Raw genomic sequence first — 22,363 nt, 5'->3', positions numbered from 1 at the left:
CACGCAATGTCCTCAGCGTGTCTCAACGCAGGTTTCGACCAAGGATGCGCGCCGCCTGATCGATCTCTTTTTCATTCCATGCCGCAAAGCCGAGAAACAGGCCCTGCTCGTTGGTCTTGTGATACAGCATGCTCGATAACGGCCGGCTGGCGACGCCGGCGTCGAGCAGGCGCGCCGACAACTGCCGGTCGTTTGCCGGCCCGCTGCACCTTGCCAGCAATTGCATGCCGCCGGCCGGGGCTTCGATCGCGAGACGGTCGCCGGCTTCCGCGGCAAGCGCCTGCAGCATGCGGTCGCGCCGGCCCTTGTAGAGCCGCGTCATCCTTCTGATGTGGCCGAGATAAGCGCCGGATGCGATGAACTCGGCCAGCGCGTCCTGCATGGTAATCGACGTCAGCATTCCCATGTGGCGCTGCGCCAGTTCGAAGTGACCGATCAGTGCTTCCGGGACGACGAGGTAACCGAAGCGAATGTCCGCATACGTTGCCTTCGAAAAGGTGCCGAGATAGAACACGCGCGGCGATGTTGCGAGCCCCTGCAAGGCGGCCACCGGGCGGGCCTCATAGTGAAATTCGCCGTCGTAGTCGTCCTCGATGATGCAAGCGCCCGTGGCTTCGGCGAAACGCAGCAGTTCGAGACGGCGGCCGATCGGCATCAGCCGGCCGGTCGGATATTGATGCGACGGCGTGACGAAGATCAGCCGCGGCGCCTCCTTGCGGGATGAGACGGCCATGCCTTGCGCGTCGAGCGGTATGGCGGAAACGATGGCGCCGGCGGCATGCAATGCAACGTTGGCGCCGCCATAGCCCGGGCTTTCGATCCAGGCGTGATCGCGGCGCTCGAGCAGCGCATCTGCTATCAGCGTCAGACCGGATTGCGCCGTCGGTGCGATCAATATCTGATTGGCCTTGGCTTTGATGCCGCGATGAACCACGAGATGCCCGAGCAGCGCTTCCTGCAGCGGTCGATGGTTGATGGGCCGGTCGCGGCGTAGCGGTGCGTTTCGCGCCGCGCGCCGCAGGCAGCGGCTCCACACATCGTGCGGAAACTCGCGCTCGTCCGCCAGCCCGGGTTGAAACGGCCGCGGCCGTCCGTCGTGAACAGGCGGCCAGCCCGCCCGCTGCAGGCCGCGCGCCCAGGACGACAGGCCTATCCGCTCGCTTCCGGACCGGCTGCTTCGCGGCGACATCTTGCGGCGATCGAGCGACAGGCCTTCGGCGACGACCGGACGGCGTCCGGCGGAGAGCGAGAGATAGCCTTCCGCGGCCAATTGCTCGATCGCAAACGAGACGGTGTTGCGTGAGAGGGCGAGCGATTGCGCCAGTTGCCGGCTCGAGGGCAGGCGCTGGCCGGGCGCGAGGCGTCCTTCCGTGATGAGGTGCCGCAACTGGTCGGTGAGCTGGCGCGTCAAGGTCGCGCCGTTGTCGCGCGCCAGATGCAGCATTCCGGGAATCAGGTCGTCCACAACTGGCCCCATTCAATCGTAAAAACTGGTTCTTTCATTAGAGCCAGTTGAAGGGCTAGGCAATGCCGAGCGGCTTATGACGGGGCGTGTTCGAGATGGCCAGTGGACTTTCAACCCGCAGCGCGGCGGCGCTGCTTGCCGGCGTCGTGTTCGCGTGGGGGACCAACTGGCCGGTGACGAAGATAATCGTGCACGACGTGTCCCCGCTATGGGCGACGGCGCTGCGCTGCATGATCGCCGCCGCGACGCTGGCGCCGATGTTGTGGGCGCAGGGGACGTTCATCGTGCCGAAGCGCGGCGATTTGCCGGTCGTGTTCTGCACCTCGATTCTGCATCTGGTGGCGTTTTCCGCGCTGGTGGCGGCCGGGCTGCAATTCGTGCCGGCGGGCAGGGCGATCGTGCTTGGCTATACGACGCCGCTATGGGTCGCGATCGGAGCAGCCATGTTTCTGTCGGAGCACATCACCCGCCGGCGCGCGATCGGTATCGGCTGCGGCCTGGCGGGCCTCGCGGTCATCTTCAATCCGCAGGCGCTGAACTGGGCTGACCGCAACGCGCTGTTCGGCAGCGGCCTGATTTTGATTGCCGCGTTCTGCTGGGCCGGCAACATCGTCTATGTCAGGGCCCACAAATGGATATCGACGCCCTTTCAGCTCGTGTTCTGGCAGGTGCTGCTGGCGGCGGCACTGCTGTCGCTAATCGCGTGGTTCGCGGAAGGCCGGCCGCAGATCGCGTGGACATGGCGCCTTGCCGCCCTGATGCTCTATAGCGGCATCGTCTGCACCGCATTCGCCAACTGGGCGATGACGATGGTGAACCGCAGCCTGCCGGCCGTCACCACCTCGCTGTGCCTGCTGGCGACGCCGCTGCTCGGCATCGTCAGCGCCACCGCCATCCTGAACGAGCCGCTGGAGCCTTCGCTGTTTCTGGCGATGGCGCTGATCATCGGCGGCATCGCGCTTGGCACCATCACCGGCGGGGCACTCCGGGCGAATGCGACTTAATTCGCCACGAAATACCAATTCTCGTCGTAGCGCTCGAGCCGGCTCGGCGACTTGTCGGCGAATTCGAAGAAGTTTTTGGGATCGCCGCCCGGAGGCACGTGCAGGAAGCCGGTGAAATAGTGCTTCAGGCCGCGTGAGGTCAAAAACAGCACATAGGTGCCTTCTTCCGTCCCGTCGACGACGATGTCGTTGCCGACGGAAACATTTGGCTCGCGGTCGCCGAGCGCAACCAGGTTCTTGTTGTAGGAGACGTTAGGTTTCAGCTCGCCGGCTTTGATGCGCGCCACGATCTGTTCGCGGTCGGCCCGGTGCCAGCGGAAATTCTGCTGGAGGGCGACCTGGTGCAGCGGGGCGTAGGCGAGAATGGAGAGCGTCAGCGCGCAGATCAGGAAGGGGAGGGCGAACTTCGCGCCACTGGTTCGGATCCTGGGGAGCAGCGAAGCCGACCACACCAGGCAGGCGAAGAACACCAGGGCGACCAGCGGCACGACGACAAGCAGGACGAAGCCGGAGGGCCAGTCCGCCATCGACAGTTCGAACGTCGCGATCGACAGCGTGAAGGCTGAAATCGCGATCGCCGCCACCAGCGCGGGGCGAACCGATGGCCCGGTGGCGACCGACGTCGTCTGGGATGTCGCTTCAGCCATGCCCGGGCTATTCCGCTCCGCCGTTTGCTCGGGTCCCGGCCCTTGCCATTCCGAAGGCTTAACGCGCCGTTAACCATATCGGCCCCAACAATAGCCCCAGACGATGGTCCGCCGCCACGGTCGGACGGCAAATCGAAAGGGGTATGGAATGGATTTCGACCGGTATTTTGCCAAAACCCCGGCAACCCTCGACGAGATCCGGCGCCGGGTGATGTTTGCGCTCGATCGGCATCCGCTGTGCCGCGGTATCGAATTCGACGTCGTCAGCATGCCGCGCAACCGCAAGTGCAACTGGACCGTCACCCTGCAGCAGGTCGCCCCCGACGCCCTGTGGGAAGCCTCCGATATCGTCGCCGATATCCAGGAGGCGTATGAATTGGCCGCAGCGGCCTGATTCCGGGACAATTTTGGGACTTTTTCCCCATCTTTTCGACCGCGTCGGCGCGGCGATTGGCATCGTATAGCCTCAATTATCATCCAGTTTTCAGCAAAAGGGCCAAACGTCGGCGGGAATGGAGACCTTTTTGACCAAGACTATGACGATTGTCGCGCTGATCTGTTTTCTCGTGGCCGGCGCCGCCGTCACCGCCATTGTCGGCCGCGACAGCGTGCCTGCCGCCCGGTTCGAACTGGCGTCGGCTTCCTCCGTCCAGGCTCCGGTCTCGAACAAGGAAGGCAAAAAGGATCGCCTGGCGGTCCTAAGCTACGCCACCGCCGCGGTTGAGCCCCAGCCCAGGGATCCCGCGCTGAACGAGTCGCTGCGCCGGGCCTATGCCTCGACGTCACCAGTCGATATGGCCATGCCAAAGGAAATCGCGGCTCCGACCGTCCCGCCCACGACGTCCACCGTCGCGCCGAGCACGGCGCCTGCGCCCGCAAAGCCCAAGGCCGCAGCCAAGCCCCAGCCGCAGAAGAGCTACACGCTATTGAGCGATGGCCAGATCGCCGGCATCAAGGACCGCCTGAAACTGACGGCATCGCAAGAGTACTACTGGCCTCCCGTAGAGACCGCGCTGCGCGCCGTTGCCCGCAAGATTCATGCGGGCCGGCAGGCCAACCCGAATGCGACGGGCGTGCCCATCGATCCAGAGTCCGCGGAAGTCCAGCAATTGAAATCGGCGGCGATGCCGCTGCTGTTCCAGTTGCGTGAGGACCAGAAGAGCGAAGTGCGCTCGCTTGCCCGCATCATCGGGCTGGAAAAAGTCGCCGCAATGATCTGAGCGGCGATCTGCATCGGTCGCTGGTTCCGCAGAACTCCTACACCCAACGCCGCACCGGAACATCGCCCTACCCCACGCGTTGCCGGCGTGGATGAGGGAGTTTGCAGATGCGCGCATCAACGGCCTTTTTTGCGGGGGCAGGAACCGTGGTCGTCGCGGTCGCCGCCGGTCTCGGCGGTGGATACCTGGCTGCCAACATCGTCAGCCCGCCGACGCAGGTGATCTCGAAACTGGAACGCCGGATGTCAGCGGAGCCGATACCGGTCTCGACGGAGCCATCGCAGCCGGTGCCCTATCTCGCGGCGACGGCGGCTGCGGCCAATACCGCGCCTGCCCAGGAGCAGCCGCAAACGCAGCCCCAACAGACGCAGCCATTACAGCCGCAAACGCAACCACAGCCGCAAACGGCGGCGGCAGCGCCGGCTGCCAATAATGCTTCCACCGAAGAGAAGACGGCCAATAACGCAGCGGCCGCTCAACCTGTACCGCCACCGCCGAAACCCTCGAAGCCCGCCGAACAGGCCGGCGAAAACACTGCTCCGCCGGAGAAGGCTGCTGCGCCCCAGGAGGCGTTTGCCAAGGCGCGTGATGCCGATCTCAAACGCGCTGCCGCCGAACAGCGGCGCGCCGAGCGGCGCCAGCGCTGGGCCGACAAGCGCCGCTTCCAGCAGCCTCGAGGGCAGGACCTCGAGGGGGTCGAGGCGCAGGTCCGCGAAGCAACCGAGCCGCGGCGCATCATCATCCGCGAAGAAGCGTTCGCCGGCGAGCCGGCACGAATCGAAATGCCCCGGATCAGGTTGTTCGATCAGGATTGATCGATCGCTTCCTGCGAACGGGGTATCCGTGTCCCGGACGCCGTGCAGCGTGAAACGCTGCACCGCAGAGCCGGGACCACTGGCGCGTGGTGGACCCCGGATCAGCAGCGCACCACGCCACTAGGTGCGGCGCGCTGCGCAGCATCCGGGGAACGCGGGCGGATCGTGCCGCTCAGTCAAATCAAACTAATCATTACGCCTTAGCCGCCGCGCGCTTCCACCACCTTGCGGCAGCCATCCGACAGCTTCGTCTTGTTCGCCTTCAGGCAGGCATTCATCTGCGGCGGCTTGCCGATATGCTCGGCGCAGAATTTTCCGGCATCCGAACGGCAGGCCATCTGCTCCTGGGGAGTGGGGCCGGATTGCGCCTGAGCCAGCGAGCCTGCGCCGAGCGACAGGATCAGGGCTGCGGTCGCGGCCACGGCATGAATGGATTTCATCATGGATCACCTTTTGACGAGAATGGAGATTGAAAGCGCGCGAAAACTCGTCGAGGTTGCGCCGGCGGTCCATGCCATGTTCATGGCGTCGAAAGCGGGTCGCAAATCACCCCGCGCGCACCCACACCATTTTCATGGGATGTTGCCGGGCACCTCGATGGACCATGTACATCTCGCGTCGGCTGCGGTGACCGATCGGCACATCGCAAAGAGCTGCACGCCCAATTCGGGAGAGATGACATGTTGAAGAAGACAGGTTGGCTGAGCGCAGGTCTGACGCTCGCGGCGTTTTCGGCCGTAGCTTCCTTTGCAGTCGGCGGCGTAGGCTCTGCCCAGGCTGCAGTGGTTTATTGCAAGACGGTTGGCGTGCCGAAGGGCTGCGTCGCGCGCCCGACGCCGGTTGCAGCGGCTGCGGTCGTGACACCGGTCGTTGGCGTTGCCCGTGTCGGCGTCGGCGCTGTCGGCGTCGGAGTTCGGGGCGTCGGTGTTCGTCCCGGCACGCCGATGAACCGCGGTGGCCCGGTGAACCGCGTCGGCCGCCGCTGAGGCAATGCGTTTTCAAGCGAAGCATGCCCTCGGACTTGATCCGTGGGTGGCACCGGTTCGCGTAAAGAAAACGCGTAACTAAAAATGTGCATGCTAACCGGCAGCGCCATCGCTGTCGGGAAAGCGGTGGGGCAAGGTCAGCCTCACGCGCGTGCCCTTGTTAGTCCCTTGGGCGCAGGAGCTCAGTTCCAGCTCCGCGCCGCAGCGCGCGGCACGGCTTCGCATGTTGCGCAGGCCGCGCGCCGTTTTCGCCGCTCCGGCGGCTCCGCCGTCAGGCGCGATCTCAAACCCCCTGCCGTCATCCTCGACGGTGATGCAGCCGCGCTCGAGGCCGTCGGCGCCCGCCAGTGTCTCGATCCTCACCGTAATGCGCCGCGCCTCGGCGTGCTTGACCGCATTGGTCACCGCTTCATCCAACAGCCGCACGATCTGGATGACGTGCCACGGTCGCAGCTCGGGATGAACCGGCAGGCCCTGCGCGGTGACCGCGCGCCAGTCGAGCGCGATGTCATGCGGACGAAGCTGCGCCATGGCGCGTTCGCGCCAGGAGCCCAGCGCCAGCATCAGATCGCCGCCGATGTCGTCCATGGAGTCGATGACGAGGCGCAAATCCTTCAGCGCGGCGCGCGCCGCTTCGCCGATCCCCGCGCTGCCATTGCCGCGTTCGCTCAAGGCCACGATGCTTACGAGCTGGCCGCCGAGCCCGTCATGCAGGTCGCGCATCAGGCGCGTGCGCTCCCGCGCCAGCGCCGCGGCGCGGGCGCGCTCCTCCTCGCGGGCGAAACTGGCCTTCAGCTTCTCCTCCGCCTCGCGCACCTGGGTGACGAGGCGACCGGCAAAGCCATCGATCTGGTTCAGCGCCCGGGCGAACCGCCAGGTGAGCCCGGCGCCGATCGCGACCAGCATCGCCGAATAGGACAGCCGCGCGGTGAAGATGCGGTTGGGCATCATCTGAAACACCGAGAGCAGGTCGACGATCCAGCAGGTCAGCATGATCGTGACCGCGCAGCCGAGCAGGAAGCTCGCGACGTTCTGCCGTTGCAGCGCCGATCGCGCGGTAACGACGGCCATAATGAGAAGGGAGATGCCGACCATCGGTACGGCGAGAATCAGAAAGAGGGCGCGCACCAGCGCCTGATTTCCGAACAGGCCGGCCAGCGCCAATGCGATGCCCGGAATGAAGATGATCCAGGCGTAGCGCTGCCACTTCCAGCCCGAGAGCAGCAGCGCAAAGACCAGCACCAGTGCGCTTTCGATCGGCGCGGAGGAAATCAGGATCACATTGAACCTGGAAAACGGCGTCTCACCCATCGGCGTTTGCAGGAACGCCTGGCCGACACCCACGGCCATCGCCGCCGCCAGAACGCCGTAGGCCGGCTCGTGGCGACGCATCACCCACATGATGCCGAGGATGACCGCCAGAATCGCCTGCCAGGATGAGAACACAACCGGCAACGTCACGAACACCAGCGTTCTGAGATTGTAGGTCGGGCGCAACTCTTCGTCCGGGCCGACCCAGATGCGATCGAGGAAGCCTGTGATCGGACCCCAGATGAACAGCCGGATCGAGATGGCGTTGTCGCCATCGCGCAGCACGGAAGCGGGGATCACCGCAATCGCCGGCGTGTTGCGGTCGGGGCGGTTGGCGGCGGGATCGCGTCGGCTGTCGAGGATCACGACATCGTTGACGGTAACCTCGACGCCGTTGGTGAAACGCGGCAGGAACACCGACCAGGCCCGCGAGGCTTCGTCGGCCGGGCGGATGAAGTGTCCCCTGAAGCGGGGCGGATCGTTCATCGCATTCCGCAACGGTGAGAAGTACGGCAGCGTCACCGCCCGCTCGGCGCCGGCTTCGGTGAGCTGAAAGGCCGTCACTTGATATTGCGCGGGAGGTCCGGGCAGCGATTGCAGAAGCACCGTGACGCCGGCGACGGCGATCACCGCCTGCAGCAGCAGATACCGGATGAGACGGGACGACCGCAGCCGACGCCGCGCGCGGCCGGGCAGCTCCGGTTGCACGTCGTCGCCGTGATCGTTCACAACTTGATCAAGCCCTGCTGGACCGCCTCGAACACCGCCTCGCCCCGGGTATGAACTTCGAGCTTGCGATAGATGCTCTTGATATGCCCGGGCACGGTTTGCCGTGACAGGCCGAGATGGCTGGCGATCTCGGCATAGCTAAAGCCCTTGGCGATGCCCCAGAGAATGTCGATTTCGCGCGGCGTCAGTTTGGCGGTGTTGAGTACTGGGCCGGGCGGCGGCTCCGGCGTGCTCTGGGTCCGGCGCACGATGAAACGCGCGATCGAGGCCGAGATCGGCGAATGGCCGGCGACGAGGTCGCGCACGGTGGCGGCGATGTCGGTCGGGAAGGCGTCCTTGAGCAGATAGCCTGTCGCGCCGACGGTGATCGCCGAAATCACGCTTTCCTCGTCGCCGAGGATCGAGATCACCATGATCTCGGTATCGGGAAAGCGCCGGCGGGTCTCGCGAATCAGGTCGACGCCATGACCGTCCGGCAACTGAAGGTCGGTCAGCAGCACCTTTGGCGCGCCTTGCGCGAGACAGGCGCGGGCTTCCGCGAGCGTGCCGGCGGCCCTGACCTGGTATCCGGCTTTGGCCAGCGCGTCCTGCAGCCGCCAAAGCGTCGGCGCGTCGTCCTCGACCAGCACGACCGTGATGGCTTCCGCCTTGGGCCCGTCGCTCAATGAATTCATCTGAAAACTCCGGCTGCCTGTCCCTGCAGCCCGCGCAAGTGTAACCCCGTGGCAGTTTTTTGCGACACCCATGTTCATGGGGCGGGATTTTTACGAGATTCGAGGGAGGCGAAGGGAGCGGAAAAAGCCTATACGATTGCCTCTCAACGAGGCCACCGAAATGCCGAATCCTCCTAAAAATGTACCGCCGACGAAAGTCGGTTCCGAACCCGGCCGCCTTGCCGTCATGCCCGAGGACATCACGGCCGCGGGCGCGTCCATTGCCGGGTCAGTCCTCGTTACCGAATGCGACCAGAGCCGGACGCTGAGCGAGATCTGCGGCTGCAACCTTTGGCTCAAATTCGAGAACCTGCAGTTCACCTCGACCTTCAAGGAGCGCGGCGCGCTCAACCGGCTGCTGGCGCTATCGCCGGAGGAGCGGCGGCGCGGCGTGATCGCGATGTCGGCCGGCAACCACGCGCAGGGCGTGGCCTATCATGCCAACCGACTCGGCATACCCGCAGCGATCGTGATGCCGATCGGCACCCCAATGGTGAAGATCGAGAACACGCGACGTCACGGCGCGAATACGATCATCTCCGGCAAGACGCTGGAAGAGGCCGGCGAATTCGCGCGCACTCATGGCGAGGCGCACGGCATGATCATGATCCATCCGTACGATGATCCCTTGATCATCGCGGGGCAGGGCACCATCGCGCTGGAAATGCTCCGGGCGGCGCCGCAGCTCGATACGCTGGTGGTGCCGATCGGCGGTGGCGGGCTGATTTCCGGCATGGCGGTTGCGGCCAAATCGCTGAAGCCGGATCTGCAGATCGTCGGCGTGCAGGCGCAGCTCTATCCCTCGATGTACAACGCCATCAAGGGCGATCGTCTGCCGATGCGCGGCGATACGCTTGCCGAGGGCATTGCGGTTAAGGTGCCGGGCCGAATCACCACCGAAATCATCCGCCATCTCGTCGACGACATCGTTCTCGTTACCGAAGACCAGATCGAGCGGGCGGTGGCGATGCTGATCGCGATCGAAAAGACCGTGGTCGAGGGCGCCGGCGCCACAGGCCTTGCGGCGGTGCTGGCAGCGCCGGAGCGTTTTGCCGGCCGCAATGTCGGCCTTGTGCTAACCGGCGGCAACATCGATACCCGGCTGATCGCCTCCGTGCTGACCCGCGAACTCGCGCGCGAGGGCCGGCTGACCCAGATTGCGATCGACATCGTCGACCGGCCCGGCCAGCTCGCCGCCGTCTCGGCGCTGCTCGCCGAAGCCGGCGCCAACATCATCGAAGTCTCGCACCAACGGACGTTCTCGGATCTGCCCGCCAAGGGGACCTTGCTCGAAGTCGTCATCGAGACCAGGGATCGCGCGCATCTGGACGAGGTGATGAAGCGGCTTGGGGAGGCGGGGTTTGTCGCGTGGCTGCCGGGGCGAAGGTAGGCATGTCGTTTTTGAGCAAAGCATGTCGCCCGAGAAGAGCCACAAGCAGGAGCCGCCTCTACATCAAGCAAAGCCACATGCATGGCAAAACGGCCTTCCAGCTCAGTTGCTGCAGGTCTCAGCCGACGCCCCACTTGTCGGTACTATTTTATCATCCCTGGTCAGCACACACGCATACTTGTCGCGCGCTCCCAGCCGCAAGCGGGCTGCGGTCAAAATCACCAAAGCGATCGACGAGGCGCAAGCCACCTGATGCTATTAGCAGCGGCATCTCTTGCGGAAAGATGTTTCGCACCTGCAAAGGAGTCCTCCAGAAATCTTTCTTTGCCGATGTCGACCAATACCAATCCACGTGACTGATTTGGGTGAGAGGTTCGTATCTGAGAGTCTCCTCGACGATTATTTTGCCTTGAGTGTCATGGACAATCGCTCCGACTAGTTGGCGTCTGTCAGGATCGCTGCTGAGCATGGCCACATTCGGGAAGAAAGCGTCGAACACAAGCCTGCCCTTCGGTGATAGGTGCCGTGCCACTGATTGAAAAAAGCCCTTGAAATCGTCCAGGCTATGCAGGTGCAGAACCGAATTCACGGCAACAATGGTGGTGTCGAAGGTGCGTCCATTAAGGTCGAAATGGCGCATGTCCAACTGCACCAGATCGAGCTGGACCGCCTGTGCCTCGGCGGAACGTCGCGCATGCTCGAGCATCGTGGCGGATAGATCGCCTCCAGTCACTTGTAGGCCCGATCGGGCCAGCGGAATGGTGAGACGACCGCTTCCACACGCGAGATCGGAGGACGCGACCACCTCGTTCGCGAGCCACCTCGACGTAGAACTGTTCCAAGGCCGGATCACGTGGCGCTAACAAGTCGTACAGATCAGGGCGATCGTAGAGGCCGTTCTGTTCCATGAAATGCTCGCGTTGATCCGCATATTTGGCTAGGCGCCAATGAGTCCGCCCCTCAATTCACCAGTCGCACCGTGCCGGCGTCGCTGACGTCGTACCCGCTGAGCTCGCCCGCGCGATCGCGGAAGCTCGGCCCGCGCATGAAGTCGAACAGGGCCTGCGGTCCCTTCATGAAGTAGTCGCGCTGCCGCATCACCAGGTCGAAGCGCTCCCAGGTGACGGGGACGAAATCGAGCCCTGCCGATTTCGCCACGCTTCGCGTCGCGATGCCGCAATCGATGCGGCCGGCGCGGATGGCTTGGGCGATATCGGGTCCCGTGGGGAAGGCGGGCTTTGCCAATTTCAGATCGTCGAGCGTGATGCCCGCGCGCGCCAGTAGCGCGAGCAGCAGCAATTGCGCGCCGGCACCGGGCGGGCGTTGCGCCATCCGCGCGCGCAAGGTCGCGATCGAGGCCATGTCGCTGAGATCAAGCGGATTGCCTGATGCGACCAGAATGCCCTGCTCGCGCCGCGCAAAGCCGAGCACGACTGCATCATGCAAGCCCGGCGCGTCGGCGACCGCCTCGACATTGGCTCTGTCGTCATCGCCGTCGAGCCGGTGCAGATGGATCGCTGCGACCATCACCTCGCCACGCGTCAGCCGACGCAGGCCTTCCTCGCTGCCTTCGGCCAGGCTGGCGAGGCCGGAATTGCTCTCACGTAAGCCCCATTCCAGCAGCGGATCGTGGCTGCCGCCGACGATCGGCGGCGCGACCTGTGCCAGGCCAGCAGGCGCAATGAGTCCAGCGGACACCCAGCGGTCCAGCGCCGTGCGCGGAAACAGCCAGCGGCCGGTCACCTTGCTGCAGGGTACCGCGCGGTTTGCCACCAGCTCGTAGAGCTTGCGCTCGGAGAGCCGCAGATAATCCGCCGCTTCGTCTGTCGTGAGGAGCTCCGGCATCGGCACCAGTATGCATTGAAGTGCAGTTACTACAGAAATTGACCATATCGCCGCTATCTGCGCAAGATGTACGTACCAGCTTGGAATTACAAATGCCAGACGGCCCATCTGCCCTTCAACTCGTGCTCTCCGGCGATCCTGCGCTGTTCGCGATCGTGCGGCTGTCGCTTTACGTCAGCCTATCAGCGGTGGCGCTGGCCGCGCTGATCGGCATTCCGTTGGGCGCCTGGATCGCGCTGACGAGATTTCCCGGTCGCCAGGGCATCATCGTCCTGCTCAACGCCTTGATGGGCCTGCCGCCGGTCGTTGTCGGCCTCGCGGTGTATCTCGCGCTGTCGCGCTCCGGGCCACTCGGCGCGTTTGGCCTGTTGTTCACCGCGAGCGCCATGATCGTCGCGCAGACGGTGCTGGTCACGCCGATCATCGCTGCGCTGACGCGCCAGACCATCGAGGATCTCTGGCTCGAATACCGCGACGAACTCACCGCGATGAACCTCGGGCCCCTCGGCCGCATCATGGCGCTGATCTGGGACGCGCGCTTCAGCCTGGTCACGGCGCTGCTCGCCGGCTTCGGCCGCGCGGCGGCGGAGGTCGGCGCCATCATCATCGTCGGCGGCAACATCGAAGGCTTCACCCGCACGATGACGACGGCGATTGCGCTGGAGACTTCCAAGGGCGACCTGCCGCTCGCGGTCGGCCTCGGCCTCGTGCTGATTTCGATCGTGATCGCGGTCAACGCGCTGGCGTGGAGCGTGCGCCGTGCCGGCGAGCGATTGGCGGGATGACCATGCGCGCGCCTTCGAGCGAACTGCCGATCAAATTTGATGGCGTCACGGTAGCGGCTGGCGGGGTCACAATCCTCGACGACATCGCACTCACGCTGGCGCCGGGCCTGCCCACGGTGCTGATCGGCCCCAACGGCTCGGGCAAATCGACGCTCTTGCGCCTGGCGATGGGGCTGCTGGCACCTTCGCGCGGGCGCATCACCTGGGGCGGGCTTGAACACGTCCCGCCGCTGAAGCGCGCGATCGTGTTTCAGCGTCCGGCGATGCTCCGGCGCAGCGCCGCCGCCAATCTCCGTTTTGCGCTGCGCGCCGCCGGTATTCCGCACGCGGAGCATGCGCGACGCATAGCCGAGTTGCTCGAACTGGTCGGCTTGCACGCGCTCGCCGACCGCGCGGCGCGAAGGCTCTCCGGCGGCGAGCAGCAGCGGCTGGCGCTGGCACGGGCGCTAGCGCGCGATCCGGCGGTGCTGTTTTTGGACGAGCCGACCGCGAGCCTCGACCCCATCGCCACCAAGGCGGTGGAAGACATCATCCGTGCCGTCAGCGAGCGCAACATCAAGGTCGTGATGGCGACCCACGATCTCGGCGAAGCGCGCAGGCTCGCCGGCGAAATCGTCATGCTTCACCGCGGCCGAATTGTCGAAACCGGTGCAGCCGCATCGTTCTTCGACGCGCCGCAAACCCCCGAGGCGGGAGCGTTCCTCGCCGGCGAACTATTGATTTAGCGCATGATCCGGAAAAGTGGTTACCGGTTTTCCGAAAAGTCATGCGCAAACTAAAGAAGGGAAATCAAATGAGCATGCTCACGCGCCGTCTGCTGATTGCGGCGACCGCCAGCCTGGTTTTCGCAAGCCACGCCGTCGCGCAGGATAAATCGATCGTGGTGGCTTCGACCACCTCGACGCAGGATTCCGGCCTGTTCGGCTATATCCTGCCGATGTTCAAGGCCAGGACCGGCATCGACGTCAAAGTGGTGGCGCAAGGTACGGGACAAGCGCTCGATACCGGCCGCCGCGGCGATGCCGACGTCGTGTTCGTCCACGCCAAACCTGCGGAAGAAAAATTCGTGTTCGAGGGTTTTGGCGTCAGGCGCCATCCCGTGATGTACAACGACTTCATCCTGATCGGGCCGAAGAGTGACCCGGCCGGCATCAAGGGCTCGAAAGACATCGTTGCTGCGCTCTCCGCGATCAAGGCGAAGGGGGCCGATTTCATCTCGCGCGGCGACAAGTCCGGCACGCATCAGGCGGAGCTCAATCTCTGGAAGATCGCCGGCATCGACATCGCCAAGGAGAAGGGTCCCTGGTACAAGGAGATCGGGCAGGGCATGGGCGCTGCGCTCAACACCGCTTCCGCCGCGAACGCCTATGTGCTCGCCGATCGCGGCACCTGGCTGTCGTTCAAGAACCGCGGCGATCTCGGAATTGCCGTCGAAGGCGACAAGCGCCTGTTCAACCAGTACGGCGTCATGCTGGTGAATCCGGAGAAGCATCCGAGCGTCAAGAAGGATCTCGGCCAACAATTCATCGACTGGCTGGTGTCATCAGAGGGACAGAAGGCGATCGCCGATTACAGGATCAACGGCGAGCAGTTGTTCTATCCCAACGCCAGCGATTCCGGCGCGTGATTGCCGGCTGCGATCAGTCCCGCGCAATAGTCACGGTTCGCTTGCAGTCGGCGGCGTTTCGTCAGGCTTGATTGCTGGAATCGTGATCAGGCGATAGATCGGCACCCACGCAGTGTCCCAATTCTCGAGCGTAGCGCCGCAAGCCGTGCACTCAAAACTGTCGATCTCGCGCGAGGCCGCCATCGCCTCGGTGCGGTGGTAGATCGCGCCACATCTGCAATGTCGCTGATTTCCGATCACCGACGATGCTTAAGCCCCGGCGCGAAGCCGTGCAACGCTACTCTCGTCGAAGGAACCACCGTTCATATTCATGAATATCTGTTCAAGGACCTGTAACGGTCTTAATGTCGCAGACGGAACGTGATCGCGGCGCGGTGATTAGACTCGGTAGAGTCGACACAATCACTGGAGTTCGATGATGAAGAAACTAGCCATCGTGTTTGCCGTTGGTGCTGCTGCGCTGATCGGCGGTTCCGCCGCCAACGCCGCCGACAGTGCGGTGAAGGCGAAACCTTCGACGGATACCGTGCAGTCGTCTTCCACTGACTTCAGCGCCCATCGCCGCCACTGGCGTCATCGGCACTGGGGCCACCATCACCGCTGGGGCCACCGGCACTATCGCCCGTACTACGATAGCTACGGCTACTACGCGCCGCGCCGGTACGGGTACTACGGTCCCCGCTATTACGGCGGCGGTCCTGGCATAACCTTCAGCTTCGGCACCGGCCGCTGGTAAGACAGGCTGGCGAGAAAAAAGCCCGCAGCAGTGCGGGCTTTTTTGCTTATCAACGTGCGGGTCGATCCGAGCCTATAATTCCCGCGATGCTTTCGATGACTTTGTCCGGCTGCCGTTGCCGGCGGCCGACGCCAAGCGGGTGCCGGATTGCTTGCCGGGCTTCCGTGTCGCAGCCTTTGCTGCCAGCCGCGTTACCCGGGCATTCGCATTCCGGAATGCCGTACGTACGGCCCTTGCGGTTCGGCTTGCAACGACCCGTCGCTTTTTGAGAGCTGCGTGGTTCTCTTCGGCAATGTCGGCCTTTCGCAACATCCCGCTGATGGAAGGCGCCAGATCGACCGGCACTTCGGCGATCTGGTCTTCCTTCGACAGGCCACCGACCCCTTCACATGGCGCCTTATCCGGCAGGTCCGTCGGCATGCGGACGGTATTGTCTTCGTCCGTCCAGGCTTCGGCCTTGTGGCCGGTGATGATCTTGACGTAAGCGCGCGTTTCCTTCGGCAACGCGCCGCGTCGCGATAACCACTTCTCGATCCTGCCGCCGCCTGCATTGTACGCTGCCGCCGCAAGCCCGAGATTTCCGAACTGATTATAAAGCTTGCGAAGAAATCTTGCCGACGCAGGAATCGCCTGCAGCGGATCGAACGGATCTCTCAAGCCCATTTCGACCGCCGTTCGCGGCATGAATTGCGCAATACCCTGCGCGCCTGCCGAACTGACCTCCGCCGTTTTAAACCTGCTTTCCTGCCAGAGCAGGCGCACGAAAAACCCGATCGGAATATCGTGTTCCTCAGCGGCACTCCTGACCGCTTCACAGATCGGGTTCGGTGGCGCGGACCCCTCGTTGACCGCAGCGGCTGCATGAGTCGCGGCATCGGCTGTCGTTGCCGACTCATGCGGCGCGGTGACGGCGTTTGTTGCGTCCGGTTCTTGCGAGTATTCAACCGACGCGGTCATAGCTCCTGTGTGAGATTTCGATGTCGTGGCGGGTTCCGATTGCGCTTCGGCGACAACGAAAGATGGTTCCATCCATACTGACTTGATTCCGGAACTTTCAAAGTCCACCGCGACTACGAACGCAGCAATCACGGCGGCGAAAAGATATCGCATCAACTTCCATCCATTTCTGTGAAGGCCGGTCGGATAGAAGTTGGATGTGGAGATTTCGCGGATGAACTACGGCAGAGCAGTGTTCTTTGTGGCCGTAATTCTACCGAGAGGAACTTTCAGAAATGCGCGTTCCTGGGCCGGTCGCCTACATAGCTCTTTACGCCGCGCTGTACGCGGCGTTTGGCGTGGCATCGCCGTTCTGGCCGAAGTTTTTTGAAACCAGAGCGCTCACGCCCGAGCAGATCGGCTCGATATTGGCGGCTGCGTTGCTGGCGCGTCTTGTCGCCGGTCCGCTCGTCGGGATGTTTGCAGACTTCCTGCAATCGTTGCGCCTCGTGCTCGCACTCTGCGCCGCCCTGGCAGCAGCAACGGCTGTGGCGTTGCTGTGGGCCGATGGCTTTTGGCGGTTGCTGCTTTTGGCGCTGGTTCAAGCCGTGGCACTGGCGCCTACGACGTCGATGGCCGACGCGTTGTCGGTCAACGCGGCCAGGCCGCAGATCGCCGGGCGGCCGTTCGAATACGGCTGGATCCGCGGTTCGGCATCGGCGGCATTCGTCTGCGGTACGCTGATCATCGGGCAACTCATAACGTCCACTGACCTGACGCGTGTGATCTGGCTGAACGCAGCCCTGCTTGTCGCTGCCGCTGGGGCAACCACGTTGGTACCCAGGGTTTCAGCTCCATCGGCGCCGCATACCGGCGTATCGCAGCTTGCGAGCGAGGTTCGTGGACTCCTTGGAATCGCGCGATTCCGAATCCTGATCCTCGTCTCCGCTCTGATCTATGGCAGCCACGCCATGCATGACGCCTTTGCGGTGATCCGGTGGAGCAATGCCGGAATAGATACCTCCGTCATAAGCGTCTTGTGGTCGGAGGCCGTCGCCGCAGAAGTCATCGTGTTCTTTCTGATCGGACCGGCCTTGCTCAACCGGATCGGCGCGCGTGGTGCGGCGGCGTTGGCGGCAACAGCCGGAATCATCCGCTGGTCGGTCGCGGGGACGACGACTTCCGTTGTGGCGCTCGCAATGGTGCAGCCGCTGCACGGATTGACGTTCGCGCTGCTGCATCTTTCTTGCATGCGGTTGATGGCAGCTCTTGTCCCCACCAGAATGGCCGCAACGGCTCAAGCAATCTACGCGTTTGGTTCGGGCGTGGTGACGGCCGCACTGACGCTGCTTTCAGGACTTTTCTATGCCAGGTATGGGGGAGGGGCGTTCGTTGCGATGGCGGTGCTCTGCGGCCTCGCGTTGCCGCTCGCCTGGTTTGGCTTTACCGATGCTCGGGATATTTCTGCCCGCGCACGCTGAGTTGCGATAGAATCCGCATCGCGAAAAACAGGTCGATCTGTCTGGAAGGTTTGCCAATTGGTCTCGGAAAGCGATCTAGACGCTACTCTCGATGCCGTCAGGGCCGGCGCCGCCGGGCCGGCTGAGGGTATCTTTGGCCCGGCGTCGATGACGTGGCGGATCGACAGGGAAGCCGTGATCTTTCTGGGAGCCGGGCGCGCCTTGTTGCTTCAACTGGCGCATCCCTGGGTCGCGACCGCCGTTGCCGAGCACTCGCGCACCTTTGCCGATCCGGTCGGCCGCTTTCATCGAACCTTTGAGCTGATGTTTACAATGGTGTTCGGTTCGCTCGATGGCGCGACTGCAGCGGCCCGGCGCCTGCACCGGCGGCACGCGATGATCTCCGGCGTGTTGCCCGAGGCGAGCGGCTGCTTCGCGCAAGGCTCATCCTACAATGCCAACGACATCGCCGCGCTGCGCTGGGTCCACGCTACCCTCGTCGAAACCGCCGCCATCGCGCACGACCTCGTCTTGCCTCCGCTCTCGCCCGAAGAGCGCGAGCAATATTGGGCCGAAAGCCGGCTGTTCGGCGCATTGTTCGGGTTGACCCCTGCGGACCTGCCGGCGGATTGGTCATCCTTCGTCGATTACAACGCCGCGATGGCTCGATCGGATACCCTGTCCGTCAGCACCGCGGCGCGTGACGTGGCCCACCACATCTTGACCGGCGCACGTCCGTGGTTGCGGCCGCCACGCTGGTACGTTGCCCTGAGCGCACGGATGTTGCCCGAGCGGCTGCGCACAGGCTTCGGCTTCGATCTCGACGAACGCGATCAGAGAGCCGCGGATCGCGCGCTCAAGTGGACACGTCGCCTATATCCTCACCTGCCGAGCCGCCTCCGCTACGTCGGCCCCTATCACGAGGCCCAGGCGCGGCTGCAGGGAAAGCCGCGCCTCGAGCTGGCTACCCGATGGCTCAATCGGGCGTGGACCGGACGACCGCGGCTGGATGATCATCGGGAGAAGTGAGGCCGACGGGCATCGGCGTGTCATTTGCGGTAAGAGATCTGCCCGCCGACGATTCTTGAAACGAACCTTGCAGAACCGGATTTTGATATTCATGGATGAGGACGACCCGAGTGACGAAATTTCGCGGATCGAAGCGCGGCTTGAGGAGCTGGCCGAGATCGCCGAGCGCTGCCGCAAGATCACGCTGGTCTCGAAGGCGGTGATCGCGGCCGGCGCCGGATTGATGCTCGTCACGATGCTTGGCCTGCTCGGATCCAATCAGGTCGCAGCCCTCGGCTCGATTGCCGCGGTGCTGGGCGGCATCGTGTCGCTCGGCTCGAACGTCAGCACCTTGCGGCAGACCATGGCCGCCATCAGCGAGGCCGAGGCGCTTCGTTCCGATCTGATCGGCAGGATCGATCTTCGCGTGGTCGGCGACGAAATGAGGAAACGGATCTGAGTTGGTCTTTCGAAGCGAATCAAACAGCCAGCGTAAACGCCTCATGCACGGAGGACTGGACCGCACCGCCCGTCACGGCGCCTCCGCCCGCAACGTAGATGGTATCGCCGATCGTGGTGGCGCCGACCGCGTGCCGCGGTGTCAGCATCGGCGCATGAGATTGCCAGGTATTCTCTTGCGGATCGTAACTCTCCATCTGACCGAATACGACGCCTTGCGAGATCTGGCCTCTGTCCTGCACGCCGTATTCGCCGCCCATCGCGAACAAGCGGTCGCGGTAGACGACGAGGCCGTGGCCTGACCGTGCCATGGGCAGCGGCGCGCGCTCCTTCCAGGTGTCGAGCGCAGGCAGATAAACGTGGTGAAGGTCGGTGTTGTATTCAAAGGTGTTGAAGCGGCCGCCGATGATGTGGATCATGCCGTTATAGGCGACAGCGCCGACATGGTCGCGAGCGGCGGGGAGCGCCTTCCGAATTTCCCACTTGTCGGTTTTCGGGTCATAGACCTCATGCCAGCCGACACTGGCGCGCTCGTTGGTTGGCGCGCCGGCGCCGCCGATCAGATGTATCTTACCATCGAGTGCGACTGCCGCGGCAGCGCCACGCGAGCGCGGCAAAGGTGCGATCGTCGTCCACTTGTCGGCGGCCACGTCGTAGAAAAACGCATTCGGATCGGGATTGCGGTTCTGCTCGATGAAGCCGCCGAGCGCGTAGACGCGCCCCGCATCCGCCACGACGGCAACATGGTTGGCGCCGCGCGGCAATGGCGCGGCGTTGAACCATCGATCGTCCTTCGGATCGTAGACATGATGATAGGCGCGGTCGACACGGCCTTCGCCATAGCCGCCGACAATATGCATGCGCCCCGCCCAGGCGGTGGCCCAGGCCATTTCGCTTCGCGGCAGCGGCAACGCCGCCTTCGGTGTCCAGCGCCCCTGCGGGCCCTTCGGCGCGGGACTGTCCACCTTCCGCTGGGCAATCTGCTCGGTGGTGAGGTGATGCGGCGTGCCGCCCTGAAGCCGGGCGAACGGATCGGAGGAGGGCGCTGCTTCAGGCAGCGCTGTCCCTGACGGCGTGCCATGGCCCGCATGCTGGGCGAGCGCCGGCGCGCAACCGACGGTCGCGCCGGCAGCCACGGCAACGAAAGCTCTCCTGTTCAGGCGCGGCAGATCGGATGAAGACATGAGAGCTCCTAGGCTAGAGGCGCTGGATCATCGATGGTCGTAACAAAGGCGAGTGCGGTCAAGACAACAACTCCGTGAACTGCGGTGGCCCGGATCCTGCTTTGACAGGTTCGCGCTGACCTGATCCATTTGCAGCGTCGCGAGTGACCAAGCATTCGGCACCAGTTAAGGGAGTCGGCCCATGAAAGAACGGGACCTTCGAGACCTGATTGCAGACGTCAAGACCGGCCGGCTGTCGCGGCGGGCCTTTGTCCAGCGAATGATCGCCGCAGGCCTTTCAGCGCCGATGGCCGGGATGATGCTGAGCCAGTCCGGGGTCGCGATGGCTGCGACCGCGCTTCCCTACAAGCCGACCAAGGCCGGCGGCGGCGGCGTGCTGAAACTGATGTATTGGCAGGCCATCACCCTGCTCAATCCCCATTTCGCCGTCGGCACCAAGGATCAGGAAGGCTCCCGGATCTTCTACGAGCCGCTGGCGGGATGGGATGGCGACGGCAACCTGGTTCCGATCCTCGCGGCCGAGGTTCCGAGCAAGGAGAATGATGGATTGTCCGAGGACGGCCGCTCGGTGATTTGGAAGCTGAAACGCGGCGTCAAATGGCATGACGGCATGCCGTTCACGGCCGACGATGTCGTCTTCACCTGGGAATATGCCAAAACACCGGAGACCGCGGCGGTCTCGATTGCCAACTACAAGGATATCACGGTCGAGAAGATCGACGACTTCACCGTCCGCCTCACCTTTGCCAAACCGACGCCGTTCTGGGCCGACGCCTTCGTTGGCAATTACGGCATGATCATCCCGAAGCATCTGTTCAAGGATTACGTCGGCGCCAAGTCGCGCGAGGCGCCGAACAATCTGAAGCCGGTCGGCACCGGCCCATATCTGTTCGTGGATTTCAAGCCGGGCGACATGCTTCGCGCCAGGATCAACCCCAATTACCACGTCGCCAACCGGCCGCATTTCGATGAGGTGGAGGTCAAGGGCGGCGGCGACGCGGTATCGGCGGCGCGCGCGGTGCTGCAGACCGGCGAATATGACTATGCCTGGAACATGCAGGTCGAAGACGAGATCCTGCTGAGGCTGGAGGCTGTCGGAAAGGGCAAGGTGAGCATCACCCCGTCAGGCAATGTCGAATTCATGCAGCTCAACTCGACTGATCCCGCGGTCGAGGTCGACGGCGAGCGCGCCAGCATAAAGACCAAACATCCGCTGTTCAGCGATCCGGCCGTGCGCCAGGCGATCAATCTATTGATCGATCGTGCGTCGATCGAGAAACACATCTATGGCCGCACGGCGTTGGCCACCGCGAACTTTCTCAACAATCCAGAACGCTTCCGGTCGAAAAACACCAAATTCGAGTTCAACATCGAGAAGGCCAACCAGATCCTCGAGACCGCCGGCTGGAAAAAGGGCGGCGACGGCATTCGCGCCAAGGACGGCAAGCGGCTGAAGTTCGTGTTCCAGACCTCGATCAATGCGCCCAGGCAAAAGACCCAGGCCATCGTCAAGCAGGCGTGCCAGAAAGCGGGCATCGACGTCGAGCTGAAGTCGGTGGTGGGATCGGTGTTCTTCTCCTCCGACGCCGCCAATCCCGACACCTACACGCATTTCTATTGCGACGCGCAGATGTACAACACCACCATGCCGCAGGCCGATCCACAGTTCTTCATGAACCAGTACACGTCGTGGCAGGTGGCGAACAAGGAAAACAAGTGGCAGGGGCGCAATGTCTCGCGCTGGCAAAGCAAGGAATACGACGAGATCTACAAGCAGGTCGAGCGGGAGCTCGACGCGGTGAAGCGCGCGGCGCTATTCATCAAGCTCAACGACCTCGTCGTGTCAGACAATTACATCCAGCCCATCGTCTCCCGGACTCGGGTCGCGGCGCTCGGCGGCAAGCTGACCGCGCATATCTCGGGCTGGGACAACGATCTGTGGCAGCTCGCGAGCTGGTACCGGGAGGGGTGAGGCAAGATGTCCGGATGTGCCTGATATTGAAGGTTGAACGGATGGTGGCGGGACGATGATGGACATAGATT

General features: G+C 63.6%; 24 protein-coding genes. 14 read left to right on the top strand and 10 right to left on the bottom strand.

What is annotated here, in order from left to right; translation table 11 throughout:
* Nucleotides 1-22: 22 nt before the first annotated feature.
* Nucleotides 23-1,465: a MocR-like pyridoxine biosynthesis transcription factor PdxR gene (gene pdxR, locus CQ13_RS19025; RefSeq protein ID WP_245309228.1), complete on the bottom strand. Its 1,443-nt coding sequence runs from the start codon at nucleotides 1,463-1,465 to the stop codon at nucleotides 23-25.
* Between the two features lie 95 nt (nucleotides 1,466-1,560).
* On the opposite strand from pdxR, the gene CQ13_RS19020 reads away from it, so the two are divergent.
* Complete coding sequence (locus tag CQ13_RS19020) at nucleotides 1,561-2,469, top strand: DMT family transporter (RefSeq protein ID WP_057844416.1); 909 nt, start codon at nucleotides 1,561-1,563, stop codon at nucleotides 2,467-2,469.
* Here CQ13_RS19020 and CQ13_RS19015 read toward each other — a convergent pair.
* Nucleotides 2,466-3,116, bottom strand: a complete 651-nt coding sequence (locus CQ13_RS19015; protein WP_057844365.1) for a hypothetical protein — start codon at nucleotides 3,114-3,116, stop codon at nucleotides 2,466-2,468. The two genes, CQ13_RS19020 and CQ13_RS19015, sit on opposite strands and share 4 nt — an antisense overlap.
* A 148-nt stretch (nucleotides 3,117-3,264) precedes the next feature.
* Between CQ13_RS19015 and CQ13_RS19010 the strand changes: the two genes are divergently transcribed.
* The 3 genes from CQ13_RS19010 (at nucleotide 3,265) to CQ13_RS19000 (ending at nucleotide 5,151) form a co-directional block, all read left to right on the top strand.
* The gene (locus CQ13_RS19010; RefSeq protein ID WP_057844364.1) at nucleotides 3,265-3,510 is read left to right on the top strand and encodes a hypothetical protein; all 246 of its coding nucleotides are present in this window, start codon (nucleotides 3,265-3,267) and stop codon (nucleotides 3,508-3,510) included.
* 130 nt (nucleotides 3,511-3,640) lie between these two features.
* Nucleotides 3,641-4,336 carry a hypothetical protein gene (locus tag CQ13_RS19005; protein ID WP_057844415.1) on the top strand — a complete coding sequence of 232 codons (696 nt, stop codon included), beginning with the start codon at nucleotides 3,641-3,643 and terminating at the stop codon, nucleotides 4,334-4,336.
* Between the two features lie 107 nt (nucleotides 4,337-4,443).
* Entirely contained in the window at nucleotides 4,444-5,151 is a 708-nt protein-coding gene (locus CQ13_RS19000) for a hypothetical protein (protein ID WP_057844363.1), read from the top strand.
* 200 nt (nucleotides 5,152-5,351) lie between these two features.
* On the opposite strand, the gene CQ13_RS18995 is transcribed toward CQ13_RS19000, so the two are convergent.
* Nucleotides 5,352-5,591: a cysteine rich repeat-containing protein gene (locus tag CQ13_RS18995; RefSeq protein WP_156433756.1), complete on the bottom strand. Its 240-nt coding sequence runs from the start codon at nucleotides 5,589-5,591 to the stop codon at nucleotides 5,352-5,354.
* Between the two features lie 240 nt (nucleotides 5,592-5,831).
* Here CQ13_RS18995 and CQ13_RS18985 point away from each other — a divergent pair, with 240 nt between their 5' ends.
* The gene (locus CQ13_RS18985; RefSeq protein ID WP_057844360.1) at nucleotides 5,832-6,137 is read left to right on the top strand and encodes a hypothetical protein; all 306 of its coding nucleotides are present in this window, start codon (nucleotides 5,832-5,834) and stop codon (nucleotides 6,135-6,137) included.
* Nucleotides 6,138-6,230: 93 nt separating this feature from the next.
* Here the strand turns inward: CQ13_RS18985 and CQ13_RS18980 are convergent, their stop codons facing one another.
* Both CQ13_RS18980 and CQ13_RS18975 read right to left on the bottom strand, forming a co-directional pair.
* Nucleotides 6,231-8,177 carry a sensor histidine kinase gene (locus CQ13_RS18980; RefSeq protein WP_057844359.1) on the bottom strand — a complete coding sequence of 649 codons (1,947 nt, stop codon included), beginning with the start codon at nucleotides 8,175-8,177 and terminating at the stop codon, nucleotides 6,231-6,233.
* Entirely contained in the window at nucleotides 8,174-8,851 is a 678-nt protein-coding gene (locus tag CQ13_RS18975) for a response regulator (RefSeq protein WP_057844358.1), read from the bottom strand. Before CQ13_RS18975 ends, CQ13_RS18980 begins: the two co-directional genes overlap by 4 nt.
* A 226-nt stretch (nucleotides 8,852-9,077) precedes the next feature.
* Between CQ13_RS18975 and CQ13_RS18970 the strand changes: the two genes are divergently transcribed.
* Nucleotides 9,078-10,280 carry a threonine ammonia-lyase gene (locus CQ13_RS18970; RefSeq protein ID WP_057844414.1) on the top strand — a complete coding sequence of 401 codons (1,203 nt, stop codon included), beginning with the start codon at nucleotides 9,078-9,080 and terminating at the stop codon, nucleotides 10,278-10,280.
* 151 nt (nucleotides 10,281-10,431) lie between these two features.
* Here the strand turns inward: CQ13_RS18970 and CQ13_RS18965 are convergent, their stop codons facing one another.
* A complete protein-coding gene (locus tag CQ13_RS18965; RefSeq protein WP_197427370.1) occupies nucleotides 10,432-11,085 on the bottom strand; it encodes a class I SAM-dependent methyltransferase in 654 nt (217 codons plus the stop codon).
* A gap of 155 nt (nucleotides 11,086-11,240) precedes the next feature.
* Nucleotides 11,241-12,125 carry a substrate-binding domain-containing protein gene (locus tag CQ13_RS18960; protein ID WP_057844413.1) on the bottom strand — a complete coding sequence of 295 codons (885 nt, stop codon included), beginning with the start codon at nucleotides 12,123-12,125 and terminating at the stop codon, nucleotides 11,241-11,243.
* Between the two features lie 92 nt (nucleotides 12,126-12,217).
* Between CQ13_RS18960 and CQ13_RS18955 the strand changes: the two genes are divergently transcribed.
* From CQ13_RS18955 to CQ13_RS18945, 3 genes are all read left to right on the top strand, one after another.
* Nucleotides 12,218-12,910 (top strand): ABC transporter permease, encoded by a 693-nt coding sequence (locus tag CQ13_RS18955; protein WP_057844356.1) that lies wholly within the window; start codon nucleotides 12,218-12,220, stop codon nucleotides 12,908-12,910.
* A gap of 2 nt (nucleotides 12,911-12,912) precedes the next feature.
* The gene (locus tag CQ13_RS18950; protein ID WP_156433751.1) at nucleotides 12,913-13,635 is read left to right on the top strand and encodes an ABC transporter ATP-binding protein; all 723 of its coding nucleotides are present in this window, start codon (nucleotides 12,913-12,915) and stop codon (nucleotides 13,633-13,635) included.
* Between the two features lie 74 nt (nucleotides 13,636-13,709).
* Entirely contained in the window at nucleotides 13,710-14,537 is an 828-nt protein-coding gene (locus tag CQ13_RS18945) for an ABC transporter substrate-binding protein (protein ID WP_156433755.1), read from the top strand.
* Between the two features lie 30 nt (nucleotides 14,538-14,567).
* On the opposite strand, the gene CQ13_RS43135 is transcribed toward CQ13_RS18945, so the two are convergent.
* Nucleotides 14,568-14,777 carry a hypothetical protein gene (locus tag CQ13_RS43135; protein ID WP_156433750.1) on the bottom strand — a complete coding sequence of 70 codons (210 nt, stop codon included), beginning with the start codon at nucleotides 14,775-14,777 and terminating at the stop codon, nucleotides 14,568-14,570.
* 178 nt (nucleotides 14,778-14,955) lie between these two features.
* On the opposite strand from CQ13_RS43135, the gene CQ13_RS18940 reads away from it, so the two are divergent.
* Nucleotides 14,956-15,273 (top strand): hypothetical protein, encoded by a 318-nt coding sequence (locus CQ13_RS18940; protein ID WP_057844411.1) that lies wholly within the window; start codon nucleotides 14,956-14,958, stop codon nucleotides 15,271-15,273.
* A 72-nt stretch (nucleotides 15,274-15,345) separates the two neighbouring features.
* Here CQ13_RS18940 and CQ13_RS18935 read toward each other — a convergent pair whose 3' ends face one another.
* Nucleotides 15,346-16,230, bottom strand: a complete 885-nt coding sequence (locus tag CQ13_RS18935; protein WP_057844354.1) for a lytic transglycosylase domain-containing protein — start codon at nucleotides 16,228-16,230, stop codon at nucleotides 15,346-15,348.
* Between the two features lie 275 nt (nucleotides 16,231-16,505).
* Here CQ13_RS18935 and CQ13_RS18930 point away from each other — a divergent pair, with 275 nt between their 5' ends.
* The 3 genes from CQ13_RS18930 (at nucleotide 16,506) to CQ13_RS18920 (ending at nucleotide 19,137) form a co-directional block, all read left to right on the top strand.
* Entirely contained in the window at nucleotides 16,506-17,690 is a 1,185-nt protein-coding gene (locus tag CQ13_RS18930; protein WP_057844353.1) for an MFS transporter, read from the top strand.
* Between the two features lie 57 nt (nucleotides 17,691-17,747).
* Nucleotides 17,748-18,698 carry an oxygenase MpaB family protein gene (locus tag CQ13_RS18925; RefSeq protein WP_057844352.1) on the top strand — a complete coding sequence of 317 codons (951 nt, stop codon included), beginning with the start codon at nucleotides 17,748-17,750 and terminating at the stop codon, nucleotides 18,696-18,698.
* Nucleotides 18,699-18,789: 91 nt separating this feature from the next.
* A complete protein-coding gene (locus CQ13_RS18920) occupies nucleotides 18,790-19,137 on the top strand; it encodes a hypothetical protein (protein WP_057844351.1) in 348 nt (115 codons plus the stop codon).
* Nucleotides 19,138-19,156: 19 nt separating this feature from the next.
* Here CQ13_RS18920 and CQ13_RS18915 read toward each other — a convergent pair whose 3' ends face one another.
* Entirely contained in the window at nucleotides 19,157-20,320 is a 1,164-nt protein-coding gene (locus CQ13_RS18915) for a Kelch repeat-containing protein (protein WP_082637541.1), read from the bottom strand.
* 181 nt (nucleotides 20,321-20,501) lie between these two features.
* Between CQ13_RS18915 and CQ13_RS18910 the strand changes: the two genes are divergently transcribed.
* Entirely contained in the window at nucleotides 20,502-22,292 is a 1,791-nt protein-coding gene (locus CQ13_RS18910; protein ID WP_057844350.1) for a peptide ABC transporter substrate-binding protein, read from the top strand.
* Nucleotides 22,293-22,363: the final 71 nt, after the last annotated feature.

The organism is Bradyrhizobium retamae (genome assembly GCF_001440415.1).
Lineage (GTDB): Bacteria > Pseudomonadota > Alphaproteobacteria > Rhizobiales > Xanthobacteraceae > Bradyrhizobium > Bradyrhizobium retamae.
The sequence above is the reverse complement of the archived record's forward strand: the minus strand, read 5'-3'. Positions and strand labels throughout refer to the sequence as shown.

Excerpts from the sequence above, each read along its gene's own strand:
- CQ13_RS19020 (WP_057844416.1), top strand. The coding sequence starts at position 1,561 with ATGGCCAGTGGACTTTCAACCCGCAGCGCGGCGGCGCTGCTTGCCGGC.
- CQ13_RS19015 (WP_057844365.1), bottom strand. The coding sequence starts at position 3,116 with ATGGCTGAAGCGACATCCCAGACGACGTCGGTCGCCACCGGGCCATCG.
- CQ13_RS19010 (WP_057844364.1), top strand. The coding sequence starts at position 3,265 with ATGGATTTCGACCGGTATTTTGCCAAAACCCCGGCAACCCTCGACGAG.
- CQ13_RS19000 (WP_057844363.1), top strand. The coding sequence starts at position 4,444 with ATGCGCGCATCAACGGCCTTTTTTGCGGGGGCAGGAACCGTGGTCGTC.
- CQ13_RS18995 (WP_156433756.1), bottom strand. The coding sequence starts at position 5,591 with ATGAAATCCATTCATGCCGTGGCCGCGACCGCAGCCCTGATCCTGTCG.
- CQ13_RS18985 (WP_057844360.1), top strand. The coding sequence starts at position 5,832 with ATGTTGAAGAAGACAGGTTGGCTGAGCGCAGGTCTGACGCTCGCGGCG.
- CQ13_RS18975 (WP_057844358.1), bottom strand. The coding sequence starts at position 8,851 with ATGAATTCATTGAGCGACGGGCCCAAGGCGGAAGCCATCACGGTCGTG.
- CQ13_RS18970 (WP_057844414.1), top strand. The coding sequence starts at position 9,078 with ATGCCCGAGGACATCACGGCCGCGGGCGCGTCCATTGCCGGGTCAGTC.
- CQ13_RS18960 (WP_057844413.1), bottom strand. The coding sequence starts at position 12,125 with ATGCCGGAGCTCCTCACGACAGACGAAGCGGCGGATTATCTGCGGCTC.
- CQ13_RS18955 (WP_057844356.1), top strand. The coding sequence starts at position 12,218 with ATGCCAGACGGCCCATCTGCCCTTCAACTCGTGCTCTCCGGCGATCCT.
- CQ13_RS18950 (WP_156433751.1), top strand. The coding sequence starts at position 12,913 with ATGCGCGCGCCTTCGAGCGAACTGCCGATCAAATTTGATGGCGTCACG.
- CQ13_RS18945 (WP_156433755.1), top strand. The coding sequence starts at position 13,710 with ATGCTCACGCGCCGTCTGCTGATTGCGGCGACCGCCAGCCTGGTTTTC.
- CQ13_RS18940 (WP_057844411.1), top strand. The coding sequence starts at position 14,956 with ATGAAGAAACTAGCCATCGTGTTTGCCGTTGGTGCTGCTGCGCTGATC.
- CQ13_RS18935 (WP_057844354.1), bottom strand. The coding sequence starts at position 16,230 with ATGACCGCGTCGGTTGAATACTCGCAAGAACCGGACGCAACAAACGCC.
- CQ13_RS18930 (WP_057844353.1), top strand. The coding sequence starts at position 16,506 with ATGCGCGTTCCTGGGCCGGTCGCCTACATAGCTCTTTACGCCGCGCTG.
- CQ13_RS18920 (WP_057844351.1), top strand. The coding sequence starts at position 18,790 with ATGGATGAGGACGACCCGAGTGACGAAATTTCGCGGATCGAAGCGCGG.
- CQ13_RS18915 (WP_082637541.1), bottom strand. The coding sequence starts at position 20,320 with ATGTCTTCATCCGATCTGCCGCGCCTGAACAGGAGAGCTTTCGTTGCC.
- CQ13_RS18910 (WP_057844350.1), top strand. The coding sequence starts at position 20,502 with ATGAAAGAACGGGACCTTCGAGACCTGATTGCAGACGTCAAGACCGGC.